Origin of the sequence: Cellulomonas sp. ES6 (genome assembly GCF_030053835.1) — a bacterium.
Lineage (GTDB): Bacteria > Actinomycetota > Actinomycetes > Actinomycetales > Cellulomonadaceae > Cellulomonas.
This window is the reverse complement of the sequence record NZ_CP125655.1, coordinates 3,502,949-3,515,230: the sequence shown is the minus strand read 5'-3', so window position 1 is coordinate 3,515,230 and position 12,282 is coordinate 3,502,949. Positions and strand designations below refer to the sequence as shown.

The following is a 12,282-nucleotide window of genomic DNA, read 5'->3' as shown; positions in this document are numbered from 1 at the left end:
CTCAGCGCCGCGCCGCCGGGCCGCCGACCTCCCCGACGAAGTCCGACGTCACGACGTAGCGGAACTGCGTGACGGTGGGCTCGGTGAACCCGAGCAGCTGCGAGGACAGCACGACCTCCTCGAGCCCCGAGAGCCGCCCCGTCGCGCGATCCACGAGCAGCACGCGCACGGTCGGGTCCAGGTCGGTCGGAGCGCCCGGCACCGACACCGCCACGGCGCGACGGCCCGTGCGGTCCACGACCTCGCCGGCCAGGGTCACCCCCGGCTCGTCCGCGAGCGCCTCCCACATCGCCGCCTCGACGTCGGACGGCAGCACGTACCGCGCGGAGAGGTCGGTGACGGCGCGGTAGAGGCACCACGCCCCGGCGTCCGCCGGCGCGTCGGTCCCGCAGCCGGTGGCGGCGAGCGGCGCACGCAGCTGCGCGCGGAGCGTGTCCGGGTCGAGCGAGAGCCCCGCGACCAGGTCGGGGTCGACGGAGCCGGCGCGCAACCGGTCCACAGCCGCCTCGGAGGGGCTGGTGTCGACCGCCCCGAGCCGCCCGCCCGCGTCGAGGTGCGTCCCGCGCCACTCCGCCGAGACGAGCGACCCGTCCGGCCCCAGCCACGACTCGACCACCGTCGGGTCGACCGTGGAGTCCGACGTGCCGTCCCACTGCGCGTTCGTGCTCAGCAGCCACGACTGCGACAGCGTGCGCTGCACCTGCCCGCGCGGCGCGGGGTCCACCTGGGCGTCGGCGACCGCCGCGAGCTCCAGCAGGGTGTCCCGCGCGGACCCGCCCGCGCCGTGCGCCAGGTCGTCGGGGTCCAGCGGGTACGCCAGCATCGGCGGCGAGCCGGTGGCGACCGCCGGGGCGGGGTCACGCAGGTCCGACAGGCCGATGCCCGCCGCGACCGCGACGGCCGCCGCCGCACCCGTGGCGGCGAGCCACCACGGCCGCACCCGCCGGCGGCGCAGCGGCACCACGGGGGCGGGCTCGCCGTCGGCACCCGTGCCCGTCGACCTGGGGGCCGGGGCGGCGGCCTCGTCCGCGGCGCCCGCTCCAGCGCCAGCGCCCGCGGCGAGGATCCGGGCGATCGCCGCGTCGTCGTCGGCGGGGTCCCGGCGGTCGGAGGGGTCCGTGCCGTCGACCACGGCGTCCAGGCCCTGCGCGCGCAGGGCGGCGCGCAGGGCGGCCACCTCGGCGAGGGCGGCCTTCCGGTCGTCGTCGGTGCTCATCGGCCTCTCCTCTCCTGGTCGGCGCGGCCCGGTGACACGGTGCCGGCGGTGCGGGTCGTGCGGTCGGTGGTGGTGCGGTCGGCGGTGCCGAGGCCGGCGCCGTCGGGGTCGTCGGCCGCGAGCACCGCGCCCAGCCGGGCGCGCGCCCGGGACAGCCGCGAGGTGAGCGCGGTGACCGAGCAGCCGAGCACCTCGGCGGCCTCGGTCGGCGTCAGCCCCGCCCAGACGGTCAGGGCCATCGCCTCGCCCTCGGCGGGCGGGAGGGCGGCGAGCAGCCGGCGAGCGCGGTCCGCGGCCGCGAGGGCGTCGGCCGGGTCGCCGGGCGCCGGGCGGGTGGGCTCCAGGGCGGCGACCCGGGAGAGCGTCGCGAGCCCGCGGCCGTGCTGCTCCCGCACGTGCAGGATCTTGTGCCGCGCGACGCCGAACACCCACGGACGGAGCTGCTCGGGGTCCCGGGGCGCCTCGCGCCAACGGCGCCAGACCACCAGGAAGGTCTCGGAGACGACGTCCTCGGCCAGACCGTCCGGCACCTGGCGCCGGGCGTACCCGCGGACCTGCGGCGCGAGCACCCGGTAGGCAGCGGCGAAGGCCGCGGCGTCGTCGTCCCCTGCCGCGTCGGCTGGCCCAGCCCCCTCGTCGCCGCCCGTCCCCACGCCACCTTCAGATCGCTCGCTAACACGTCGTGGCTGTCATGGTACGGATCGAGGCGCTGCCCACCGAGACGGAGCCGTTCTGCTGGCCGTTGTTCCAGCAGCGGATGGTGCCGGAGCCGCCGGTGCCCGAGTACATGCGGACGTCGACCCCCATGCGGTTCCAGACGGAGCCGGCGACGGCGACGGTGGTGTCCTGCAGGCCGACGGACGCCGTGGACCAGAAGGTCCCGCTGTAGTTCGTCCCGGACCAGACGCAGAAGCGGCCGCTCGCGCACTGGCTGCTGGACAGCGGCTCGACGGGGCCGTCCTCGTCGGCCTGGGCGACGGGCGCGAGGGCGGTCAGGCCGAGTGCGAGGGCGGCGACCGCGGCGAAGCGGGCGCGACGGTTGCGGCGGGAGGTCTCCATGACCTGCACATCCCGCGCAGACGTCCAGCGGTCACAGAACGTTGGTGTGAGATGCGTCACACGGGCAGGCGCAGCTCGGCGCGGAGCCCCGGGGCGTCGTCGTCCGCCGGGCCGTCGCCGTCCGCCAGCACGACCTCGCCGCCGAGCTCGCGCGCGACCTCCCGCGCGATCGCCAGGCCGAGCCCGCTGCCCCCGGCGGCCCGGGCCCGGGCGTCGTCCAGGCGCACGAACCGCTCGAACACCCGCTCGCGGTCGGCCGCCGGGACGCCGGGCCCGTCGTCGACCACGGCCACGCGGCCGTCCGTCACCTGCACCCGCACGGCGGACCGGGCGTGGCGCAGCGCGTTGTCCGCGAGGTTGCGGACCACCCGCCCGACGGCCGCCGCGTCGCCGCGCGCGCGTCCGGCGCCCACCACCTCGGCCCGCACGCCGGGGCGGCCCGCCGCCGTGACCGCGAGCGCCAGGGCGTCGCGCGCGACGTCGCCGAGGTCCACCTGCTGCGACGCCGGCGGCCGGGAGCCGACCCGCGCGAGCAGCAGCAGGTCGTCGACGAGCGCCTGCATGCGGGCGACCTCGTCGCCGAGCTCCGCCACCAGCTCGTCGCGCTCGTACGCCTCGGGGTGGGTCCGCGCGACGTCGAGCGTCGCGCCGAGCGCCGCCAGCGGGGTGCGCAGCTCGTGCGCGGCGTCGGCCACGAACGAGCGCTGCCGGGCGGCCGCCACCTCGAGCCGGTCGAGCATCTCGTTGAGCGTGCGGGCGAGCGCCCCCACCTCGTCGTCCGTGCCCGGGTCCGGCAGCGCACCGGGGCCGCCCGCCCGGGCCACCTGCGCCGCGGCGGACCGCAGCCGCTCCACCGGCCGCAGCGCGCGTCCGAGCGCCACCCAGATGGCGAGCGCGAGCACGGCCGTGAGCACCGGGACGACGCCCACGAGCGACAGCCGCAGCGCCCGCACGAGGCCCTGGACCTCGGCGAGCGGCACCGTCGCGACCACCACGGAGCCGTCACCGGGGTCGGCGACGGCGACGCGCGCGGCCCGGTCGTACGCCGTGGCGGTGCCCACGACGACGGGCGCCCGCTCGCGCAGCCCGGCCACCTCCGCGGCGGGCAGCACGGGCAGGGTGCGGCTCGCCGTCGGCGACGTCGCCACCACGCGCCCGCGGGCGTCCAGCACCTGCACGATCTCGCCCGGCTCGGCGACCGGCAGCGCGTCGGGCACCTGGTCGCCCGCGACGAGCGCCGCGACCGTCGCCGCCCGCGCCCGCACCGCGTCGTCGAGCGCCGCCACCCGGCTGCGCTGCACCACCGTGCTCAGCAGCACGGCGCCGACCGCGAGCGCCACGCACAGCAGCCCGGCGGTCACCACCGTCAGCCGCGCGCGCAGCGACCAGCGGCGGACGCGGGTCACCCGCCCACCCGGTAGCCCGCGCCCCGGACCGTGCGCACCGCGTCCCGGCCGAGCTTGCGCCGCAGGTAGCCGACGTACACCTCGACCACGTTGCCGTCCTCGCCCGGGCCGTCCCAGACGTGGTCGCGGAGCTCGACCTTGCCCACGACGCGGTCGGCGTTGCGCATGAGGTACTCGAGCAGCGCCAGCTCGCGCGCGGTGAGGTCGACGGGCGCCCCCGCGGCGGTCACCGTGCGGGCCGCGGGGTCCAGCACGAGGTCCCCGGAGGTCAGCACCGCCGGCCGCACCTGCGCGGGCCGGCGGAGCAACGCGCGCAGGCGGGCGACCAGCACCACGAACGAGAACGGCTTGGTCAGGTAGTCGTCGGCGCCGACGTCGAGCCCGTCGGCGACGTCGTGCTCCCCGTCCTTCGCGCTCAGCAGGAGGACGGGGGTGGTCACGCCGGCCTCCCGCAGCGCCGTGACCACGTCGTAGCCGTTGCGCCGCGGCAGCATGACGTCCAGCACCACCACGTCGTAGTCCCGGTCGGTCGCCAGCTCCAGGCCGGTCTGCCCGTCGTACGCCACGTCGACCGCGAAGCCCTCGGCCGTCAGCCCGCGGCGCAGGGCGCTCACCAGCCCGCGCTCGTCGTCCACCACCAGCACCCGCACCCCGGCAGCATGGCACCCGGCGAGCGGGGCCGGCAGCGCGACGGCCGGGCGCCTCTCAGCGTCCCCTCAGCGTCGGCACGGCAGGGTGGGTGCCATGTCCGAGACCCGTGCCCGCCGCACCCTGTCCCCCCGCGCCCGCTGGGCGGTGCCCGGCGTCGTGGTCGCCGCCGTGGCCGCCGCGATCGCGGTGCCCGCCCTGGCGACCGCCGACTCCGCCGGGCTGCCCGACGTGGACGCGCAGGAGCTGCTCTCCCGGGTCGCCGCCGCGGAGCCGACGCCCGTGCAGGGCACCGTCGTCTACACCGCCCGGCTCGGCCTGCCCGAGCTGCCGGTCTCGGAGATGACCGGCGCGGACCCGGTGAACCTGCTCGGCGGGTCGTCGACGCTGCGCGTGTGGTCCGACGGCGGCGACCGCTCCCGGGTGGCGCTGCTCGGCGCGACGTCCGAGTACTCCGTCGTGCGCGACGGCGCGCAGGCGTGGACGTACTCCTCCACCGACGACGCCGTGACGCACTACCGGCTCGACGACGCCGGTCAGGCCCGGTACGACGCGCTGGCGGGGCAGCTCGAGGCCGGCGCGACGCCGCCCGCCGCGGCGGACCTGCCGACCCCCGACGAGGCCGCCTCGCAGGTGCTCGCCCGCGCGGAGCAGGACTCCACGGTGACGGTCGACCGGCCGACGACCGTCGCGGGCCGCGACGCCTACCAGCTCGTCGTCAGCCCCGAGGACGACGCCACGCTCGTGTCCCGCGTCGTCGTGGCGGTGGACGCCGAGACCTCGGCCCCGCTGCGCGTGCAGGTCTGGGCCACCGGGGACGCCGCGGCGCCGTCGCTCGAGGTCGGGTTCACGGACGTCGCGTTCAGCGCCCCGGACGACTCGGTGCTGGCGTTCTCGGCGCCCGCCGGGGCGAGCATCGAGGAGGTCGTCGTGCCGCTGCCCGAGGTCGACCCCGCCGCCGTCCCCGACCCGGAGCACGCCGCCCTGCCGGAGGGCGTGGCCGTCACCGGGTCCGGGTGGTCGAGCGTCGTGGAGCTGACCGACGTCGACGTCGCCGGCCTCGTCGGCGGCGACACCGGCTCGCTCGCGACCGTCCCCGGCGCCGACCGGGTGCTGGGCTCCGAGCACGCGCAGGACCTGGTCCAGGAGTTCGTGCCGACCGACGAGGACGGCAAGGTCACCCGCCCGGGCCTGGACGGCGCCGCGCTGTACGAGCAGCTCACGACCGAGGTCCCCGAGGGCCGGCTGCTGTCCTCGACGCTGCTGAGCGTCCTGGTGACGGACGACGGCCGCGTGCTGGTGGGCTCCGTCCCGGCGGACGTGCTGCGCGCGGCGGCATGACCGTCGCCGCCGACTCCGGGTCGCCCTCCCCCGCGCCCGGTGACCTGGCCGTCCGGACCGCGGGCCTGACCAAGCGGTTCCGGTCCGGTCAGGTCGCCGTCGACGGGATCGACCTCGCCGTGCCGCGGGGCGCGGTCTACGGGTTCCTCGGGCCGAACGGGTCGGGGAAGACCACCACGATCCGCATGCTGCTGGGCCTCGCCCGGCCGACCGCCGGGCGGGCCTGGCTGCTCGGGTCGGCGATCCCCGAGGGCGCAGGCCGCGTGCTGCCGCGCGTCGGCGCCCTCGTGGAGGGACCGGCGTTCCACCCGTACCTGTCGGGCCGCGCGAACCTCGCCCGGCTGGACGCGGGCGACGCCACCGCGGACCCGCGGACGTCCCGGCGCCGGGCCGACGCGGCGCTGGACCGGGTCGGGCTGGCGGCGGCCGCGACGAAGCCCTACCGGCAGTACTCGCTCGGGATGAAGCAGCGCCTGGGGCTGGCGGCCGCCCTGCTGCAGCCCCGGGACCTGCTGGTGCTCGACGAGCCGACCAACGGGCTGGACCCGCAGGGCACGCGCGAGGTCCGCCACCTCGTGCGGGAGCTCGCGGACGGCGGGGCGACCGTGCTCGTGTCCTCCCACCTGCTCGCGGAGATCGAGCAGGTGTGCTCGCACGTCGGCATCATGAGCCGCGGGCGGCTGCTGCTCCAGGGCGAGCGGGCCGAGCTGACGGGCCGAGGTGCCGCCCACCTGGTCGTGCGGACCCGGCCGGCGCAGGTCGGCGCGGCCGCGGACGTACTCACGGCGCTCGGTCTCGACGAGGTCCGGCCGGACGCCGCCGGGACCGTGACGGCGCTGCTGGGCCCGACCCCTCCGGAGAAGGCGTCCGCCGCGCTCGTGCACGCCGGGGTCGACCTCGTGGGGCTCGAGGTGGCCCGCCCGAGCCTGGAGCAGGTGTTCGTGGAGCTGACCGGGGAGGGTTTCGATGTCGCGCGCTGACGCCCCGGCGGCACCGCCGCCCGCGCTCGCCACGCCCGCCCCTGCGCCCGCGCCCGTCGCCTGGGCCCGGCTGCTGCGCTCGGAGCTGCGGCTGGTCTTCGGCCGGCGCCGCAACCTCGTCCTGCTCGCCGGGCTGGCGCTGGTGCCGGTGCTGCTCGGCACGGTCCTGTTCCTCACGCGCGACAGCGCGCTGGCGGGACAGGGGCCGTCGTTCGTCGACCAGGTCACCGGCAACGGGCTGTTCCTGGTGGTCGCGGCGCTGTTCCTCTGCCTGCCGTTCCTGCTGCCGCTGTGCATCGGCATCGCGTCCGGCGACGCCGTGGCCGGCGAGGCGTCCGCCGGCACGCTGCGCTACCTGCTGGTGGTGCCGGTGCCGCGGACCCGCCTGCTCACCGTGAAGGCCGTCGCGGCGCTGGCGTTCGCGGCCGCCGCGGTGCTCGCGGTGGCGGTGACCGGCCTCGTCGTGGGCGCGGTGTACTTCGGCCTGCACGACGTGACCCTGCTGTCCGGCACCACCGTGCCCGTCGGCGACGGCGTGCTGCGGGTGCTGGGCGTCGTGGGCTACGTGGGGCTGTCCCTGACCGGGCTGGTCGCGGTCGGGCTGTTCTTCTCCACGCTCACCGAGGTGCCGGTCGGCGCGATGGCCGCCACGGTCGTCGTCGCGATCGTCTCGACCGTGCTGGACTCGCTGCCCCAGGTGTCCGCGATCCACCCGGGTCTGCTCACGCACCACTGGTTCGACTTCGCGGAGTTCCTGCGGCTGCAGGTCGACTGGGGCGTCGTCGCGGAGGGGCTCGGGGTGCAGGTCGCGTGGGTGGCGGTGTTCGGCTCGCTGGCGTGGGCGCGGTTCACCACCGCGGACGTGACGTCGTAGGGACCTCGACGCCCCGGTGCCTCCGGACCTAGGTGAGCAGGCCGACGGCGGTCGCCACCACGGCGAGCAGCGGCAGCAGGCCCTGCGACGCGGCCGCCCGGGCGCGCCCCGGTGTGCCGCGCGAGCTGAGCAGCAGCACCGCGGCGGCCGCGGCCATCGACCCGCAGCCGGCGATCACGAGGGCGGCCCCGGCGGAGCCGTGCCCGAGCGCCGTCAGCACCACCCCGGTCGCGGTGGCCACCGCGAGGAACAGGTTGTACCAGCCCTGGTTGTAGGCCATCTCGCGGGTGGCCTCGGCCTGCTCGGGGGTGGTGCCGAACGTCCGCCGGGCGCGCGGGGTGGTCCAGAGCACGGACTCCAGCACGAAGATGTACACGTGCAGGAGCGCCGCGAGGGTCGCGAGGACGAGTCCGGTGGCGATCATGCGCACCAGTGTGCTCCCCCGTGCCCGGCACCCCGTTGTGCGGCGCCGGGCACCGGCGTAACGTACAACCACATGGTTGTACGTCAGCTGGACCCGGACGAGGTGGACCGCGTGTTCGCCGCACTGGCCGACGCCACCCGGCGCGACATCGTCACCCGGGTGCTGCGCCGCGAGGCGTCGGTGAGCACGCTCGCCCGGTCCTACGCCATGAGCTTCGCCGCCGTGCAGAAGCACGTCGCCGTGCTCGAGCGCGCGCACCTGGTCGTCAAGCAGCGGCACGGCCGCGAGCAGGTCGTCCACGCCGACGTCACGACCGTCCGGGCCGCCGCACGGCTGCTCGACCGCTACGAGGAGATCTGGCGCGGCCGTCTCGACCGCATCGACGCCCTCCTCGGCGAGGCACCTGGAGAGGACGCACCATGACCGTCGTCGACACCGTCACGGACACCGACGCCCTGACGCTCACCATCGTGTCCGAGCTCGCCGCGCCACCGGAGCGCGTCTGGCAGGTGTGGGCCGACCCGCGGCAGCTCGAGCGCTGGTGGGGCCCGCCCACCTGGCCGGCCACCTTCACCGCGCACGACCTCGTCCCCGGCGGCCGGGCCGCGTACGTGATGACCGGCCCCGACGGCGAGCAGGCCCACGGGTGGTGGCGCGTCCTCGCCGTCGACGCCCCCCGGTCGCTGGAGCTCGACGACGGCTTCGCGGACGGCAGCGGGGCTCCCGACGACTCGATGCCCGTGACCCGGATCCGCGTGGACCTCGCGCCCCTCGGCAGCGGGACGCGCATGACGATCGTGTCCCGGTTCGCGGACGCGGCGCAGATGGCGCAGGTCGTGGCGATGGGCATGGCCGAGGGCATGTCCGAGGCGCTCGGGCAGGTGGACGCCCTGCTGGCCGAGGGCTGAGCGGGGCCGGCTGGGCCGGCGTCGGCTGGGCCGAGGGTCCCGACCAGTCATGGGATGACCGGGTGCACCATGGCCCCGTGGACGTCGACCCGGCCGGCACCCGGCCCTCCCGCCCGACCGGTGGCACCTCGTGGTGAGGGTCCGGTCGCGCGCCGAGCACCCCGCCACGGGCGTCGCGCTCGCCGTCGTCGGCGGGTTCCTCGACGCGTACACGTTCGTCGCGCACGACGGCGTGTTCGCCAACGCCCAGACGGGCAACGTCGTGCTGGTCGCGGTCGCCTGGGCCCGCGGCGACGGCGCCCACGCCGCCCGCTACCTGCCGATCATCGCGACGTTCGTCCTCGGTCTGGTCGCCGCCGAGGTCCTCGCCGCGCACCGGCACCGGCGCTGGCTGCACGACCCCACGCGGCTGGTGCTCGGCACCGAGATCGCGGTCCTGCTGGCGGTCGCCGCGCTCCCGCGCGCCACGCCCCACCTCGTCACCACCTGTGCCGTGTCGTTCGTCGCGGCACTGCAGGTCACGACGTTCCGCCTGGTGCGCGACACCAGCTACAGCACCACCATGACCACCGGCAACCTGCGCACGCTCGTCACGGCGGCCTACGAGTGGCTCACCGGCTACGACCCCGCGCAGCGGGCCGTCGTCGCGCGCCTGTCCGCCGTCGTGCTCGCGTTCGCCGCGGGGGCCGGGGCCGGCGCGCTCGCCAGCGGGCCGGACGCCCTGGGCACCCGCGCCACCGTGCTCGCGGCCGTGGTGCTCGCCGGGGTGCTGACCGCCGTCGAGACGCACACCCGGCGCCACCCGCACACCCTCGTCCTCGCGCCCGTCCCCGGCAGGGCCGCGGCGCGGGTCGGAGCACGCGCGGACGACGGCGCGGACTGAGGCGGCGCGCGCCCGGGACACCCGACGACCGGCCCGGCCCGCGGCCGGGCGGGCTCCCCGCGGACGAACCGGCGTCGGGGGCAGGCGTCAGGGGCGGGCGTCGGGGGGCGGGTGTCGGTGGTCGGCGGCAGGATGGCGCCGTGCTGCTCGCCGACGTCGCCGCGACCTCCGCCGGCCTGGCCGCGACCCGTTCGCGACTGGCCAAGCGCGCCCTGCTCGTCGACATGCTGCGCCGCACCGCCCCCGACGAGGTGCCCGTCGTGGCCCGGTACCTCGCGGGCGAGCTCCGCCAGCGTCGCACCGGCCTCGGGTGGCGCTCCCTGCGCGACCTGCCTGCCCCGGCGGAGGCGGCGTCCCTCGAGGTGCTGGACGTCGACGCCGCCTTCGAGCGCCTGGCGACTCTCTCCGGACCGGGCTCCGGCGGTGCACGCACCGCGATGGCCGCCGACCTGTTCGGTGCCGCGACCGAGCCCGAGCAGCGGTTCCTCGCGGGCCTCGTCACCGGCGAGGTCCGGCAGGGCGCGCTGGACGCCCTGCTGCTCGACGCCGTGGCCGAGGCCGCCGGAGTGCCGGCGCCGGTCGTCCGCCGGGCCGCGATGCTCGCCGGGGCCAGCGAGCCGGTCGCCGTGGCCGCGCTGGCCGCGCCCTCCCCGGAGGCTGCCCGCGCCGCGCTCGAGGGGGTCGGCCTGACGGTCGGACGGCCCGTGCGCCCGATGCTCGCCGCCTCCGCGCCGGACGTGGCGACCGCCGTGGTCGGCTTCGACGGCCGGCCGGTCGTCGTGGACGCCAAGCTCGACGGCATCCGGATCCAGGTGCACCGCGACGGCGACGCGGTCGGGGTGTTCACGCGCAGCCTCGACGACATCACCGCGCGCGTCCCGGAGGTGGTCGCCGCCGTGCGCGCGCTGCCGCTGCGGACCGCGGTGCTCGACGGCGAGGCGCTCGCGCTCGACGCCGCGGGACGTCCGCGCCCGTTCCAGGAGACCGCCGCCCGCAGCGCCACCCGCGACGCCGACCTCGCCGCGACCACCGAGCTGCGCCCGTTCTTCTTCGACCTGCTGCACCTCGACGGTCGCGACCTCCTCGACGCCCCGCTGCGCGAGCGCCTCGCCGCCCTCGACGCGGTCGCCGGCGGGCTCGTGGTCGAGCGGGTCGTCACCGACGACCCCGACGTCGCCGGACGGGCGTTCAGCGGCTGGGTCGCGGCCGGCCAGGAGGGCGTCGTCGTCAAGGACGCCGACGCCCCGTACGAGGCCGGCCGTCGCGGGTCATCCTGGGTCAAGGTCAAGCCGCGCCACACCCTCGACCTGGTGGTGCTCGCCGTCGAGCGCGGGTCCGGCCGGCGGGTGGGCTCGCTGTCGAACATCCACCTCGGCGCCCGCGACCCCGCCGGGGGCTTCGTCATGCTCGGCAAGACGTTCAAGGGCATGACGGACGAGATGCTGGCGTGGCAGACCCAGCGGTTCCGCGAGCTGGAGGTCGCCGACGACGGCTGGACCGTCACCCTGCGCCCGGAGCAGGTCGTCGAGATCGCCTTCGACGGCGTGCAGCGCTCACCCCGCTACCCGGGCGGCCTGGCACTGCGCTTCGCGCGCGTCATCCGCTACCGCGACGACAAGCCCGCCGACGAGGCGGACACGATCGACACCGTCCGCACGATCCTCCCCTCCCCGGACCCCGACCCCACCCACGACCGCTGACCCCCGCGGCGACCTCCCCACCTCTCCCGCCCGCACGCACACCCCTGCACGCCCGCACACCAGCAGTCCGGCACACCCACACACCGCGGCACCCGCACACCCGCACACCGGGGCACCCGCGCGCCCGCACACCCTCTCCCCGTTGGGAGGCTCCGAACGGGATCGGAGGGGTCCGCGCGGGATCGTGGTGGTCCGCGGAGCACCACGATGACCCCTCGGAGCCTCCGACGGCGGACGCAGGGGTGGGGGCGGGCGGCGGGGCGGGCGGCGGGGTGGTGGGGTGGTGGGGTTGGGACTCTGGTCCCTGTACTCCGGGGAGGGAGCGGGGGGCGGGCGGGGTGGAGTGCGGAATCACCCTCGGCGAGCGGGTGGTGCGGGGCCGCGGACGTGCTCGGACGCGGGAGGCTGGGGACGTGGACCACCACCCCCGGTCCACAGGCCGCAAGGACGCGACCCGTCCCTCTGCGGTGACCCGCCGGTGGCGCACCCCGCCACCTCGATCAGTGCAGGAGGACCCCGTGCACCCGGATCTGTACCTCATCGTCTACCGGCAGCAGGAGCGCGAGCTCGAGAGCCGCCTGGAGCACCGCCGCTCCCAGGCCACGCGCGACGCATCCCGCCCGCGGGCCGCGCGCCGCACCGCCGCCGCGTTCACCGCCCTGGCGCCGCGACGGCGCCACGGACTGGCCTGACCCGACCTCCGCCGCGGCGGGCCGGGGTCCCCTCCCCTCGCCCGCCCGGCGACCCGGCCCCGTGCCGGTCCGCGGCTCCGGCCCCCCGAGCACGACCTCCCGCTGGCGCGCCGCCGCCCGTCCGCGCATGCCCGTCCGAGTCGGCCCGTCC

Annotated in this window: 14 protein-coding genes; 8 read left to right on the top strand and 6 right to left on the bottom strand. The window is 77.3% G+C overall.

Going from position 1 to position 12,282, the window contains the following annotated elements; translation table 11 throughout:
- Position 1 precedes the first annotated feature (1 nt).
- The 5 genes from P9841_RS16380 to P9841_RS16360 are packed head-to-tail and all read right to left on the bottom strand — an operon-like array spanning position 2 to position 4,331.
- A complete protein-coding gene (locus P9841_RS16380) occupies positions 2-1,216 on the bottom strand; it encodes a CU044_5270 family protein (RefSeq protein ID WP_283319649.1) in 1,215 nt (404 codons plus the stop codon).
- Positions 1,213-1,869, bottom strand: a complete 657-nt coding sequence (locus P9841_RS16375) for an RNA polymerase sigma factor (RefSeq protein WP_283319648.1) — start codon at positions 1,867-1,869, stop codon at positions 1,213-1,215. Before P9841_RS16375 ends, P9841_RS16380 begins: the two co-directional genes overlap by 4 nt.
- Positions 1,870-1,888: 19 nt before the next feature.
- Positions 1,889-2,275, bottom strand: a complete 387-nt coding sequence (locus P9841_RS16370; protein ID WP_283319647.1) for a peptidase inhibitor family I36 protein — start codon at positions 2,273-2,275, stop codon at positions 1,889-1,891.
- Between the two features lie 56 nt (positions 2,276-2,331).
- Positions 2,332-3,681: an ATP-binding protein gene (locus P9841_RS16365; protein WP_283319646.1), complete on the bottom strand. Its 1,350-nt coding sequence runs from the start codon at positions 3,679-3,681 to the stop codon at positions 2,332-2,334.
- Positions 3,678-4,331: a response regulator transcription factor gene (locus P9841_RS16360; RefSeq protein ID WP_283319645.1), complete on the bottom strand. Its 654-nt coding sequence runs from the start codon at positions 4,329-4,331 to the stop codon at positions 3,678-3,680. Before P9841_RS16360 ends, P9841_RS16365 begins: the two co-directional genes overlap by 4 nt.
- Before the next feature lie 94 nt (positions 4,332-4,425).
- On the opposite strand from P9841_RS16360, the gene P9841_RS16355 reads away from it, so the two are divergent.
- Genes P9841_RS16355 through P9841_RS16345 form a run of 3 tightly spaced genes read left to right on the top strand, consistent with a single transcriptional unit; the run spans position 4,426 to position 7,524 of the window.
- Positions 4,426-5,670 carry a LolA family protein gene (locus P9841_RS16355; RefSeq protein ID WP_283319644.1) on the top strand — a complete coding sequence of 415 codons (1,245 nt, stop codon included), beginning with the start codon at positions 4,426-4,428 and terminating at the stop codon, positions 5,668-5,670.
- Positions 5,667-6,650: an ABC transporter ATP-binding protein gene (locus P9841_RS16350; RefSeq protein ID WP_283319643.1), complete on the top strand. Its 984-nt coding sequence runs from the start codon at positions 5,667-5,669 to the stop codon at positions 6,648-6,650. The genes P9841_RS16355 and P9841_RS16350 overlap by 4 nt, the downstream gene beginning before the upstream one ends.
- Positions 6,637-7,524, top strand: a complete 888-nt coding sequence (locus P9841_RS16345) for an ABC transporter permease (protein WP_283319642.1) — start codon at positions 6,637-6,639, stop codon at positions 7,522-7,524. The genes P9841_RS16350 and P9841_RS16345 overlap by 14 nt, the downstream gene beginning before the upstream one ends.
- 28 nt (positions 7,525-7,552) lie before the next feature.
- Here the strand turns inward: P9841_RS16345 and P9841_RS16340 are convergent, their stop codons facing one another.
- Entirely contained in the window at positions 7,553-7,948 is a 396-nt protein-coding gene (locus P9841_RS16340) for a DUF1304 domain-containing protein (protein WP_283319641.1), read from the bottom strand.
- Positions 7,949-8,020: 72 nt separating this feature from the next.
- Between P9841_RS16340 and P9841_RS16335 the strand changes: the two genes are divergently transcribed.
- The 5 genes from P9841_RS16335 (at position 8,021) to P9841_RS16315 (ending at position 12,131) form a co-directional block, all read left to right on the top strand.
- Positions 8,021-8,371, top strand: coding sequence for an ArsR/SmtB family transcription factor (locus P9841_RS16335; RefSeq protein WP_283319640.1), 351 nt, complete (start codon positions 8,021-8,023; stop codon positions 8,369-8,371).
- Entirely contained in the window at positions 8,368-8,856 is a 489-nt protein-coding gene (locus P9841_RS16330) for an SRPBCC family protein (RefSeq protein ID WP_283319639.1), read from the top strand. Before P9841_RS16335 ends, P9841_RS16330 begins: the two co-directional genes overlap by 4 nt.
- Positions 8,857-8,986: 130 nt before the next feature.
- A complete protein-coding gene (locus P9841_RS16325; protein WP_283319638.1) occupies positions 8,987-9,739 on the top strand; it encodes a YoaK family protein in 753 nt (250 codons plus the stop codon).
- Between the two features lie 140 nt (positions 9,740-9,879).
- Positions 9,880-11,439, top strand: a complete 1,560-nt coding sequence (locus tag P9841_RS16320; RefSeq protein WP_283319637.1) for an ATP-dependent DNA ligase — start codon at positions 9,880-9,882, stop codon at positions 11,437-11,439.
- Positions 11,440-11,957: 518 nt separating this feature from the next.
- A complete protein-coding gene (locus P9841_RS16315) occupies positions 11,958-12,131 on the top strand; it encodes a hypothetical protein (RefSeq protein WP_283319636.1) in 174 nt (57 codons plus the stop codon).
- Positions 12,132-12,282 lie beyond the last annotated feature (151 nt).

Bases quoted from the DNA above. Each gene is read 5' to 3' on its own strand.
- P9841_RS16370 (WP_283319647.1), bottom strand. From the start codon at position 2,275: ATGGAGACCTCCCGCCGCAACCGTCGCGCCCGCTTCGCCGCGGTCGCC.
- P9841_RS16330 (WP_283319639.1), top strand. From the start codon at position 8,368: ATGACCGTCGTCGACACCGTCACGGACACCGACGCCCTGACGCTCACC.
- P9841_RS16345 (WP_283319642.1), top strand. From the start codon at position 6,637: ATGTCGCGCGCTGACGCCCCGGCGGCACCGCCGCCCGCGCTCGCCACG.
- P9841_RS16340 (WP_283319641.1), bottom strand. From the start codon at position 7,948: ATGATCGCCACCGGACTCGTCCTCGCGACCCTCGCGGCGCTCCTGCAC.
- P9841_RS16380 (WP_283319649.1), bottom strand. From the start codon at position 1,216: ATGAGCACCGACGACGACCGGAAGGCCGCCCTCGCCGAGGTGGCCGCC.
- P9841_RS16355 (WP_283319644.1), top strand. From the start codon at position 4,426: ATGTCCGAGACCCGTGCCCGCCGCACCCTGTCCCCCCGCGCCCGCTGG.
- P9841_RS16350 (WP_283319643.1), top strand. From the start codon at position 5,667: ATGACCGTCGCCGCCGACTCCGGGTCGCCCTCCCCCGCGCCCGGTGAC.
- P9841_RS16335 (WP_283319640.1), top strand. From the start codon at position 8,021: ATGGTTGTACGTCAGCTGGACCCGGACGAGGTGGACCGCGTGTTCGCC.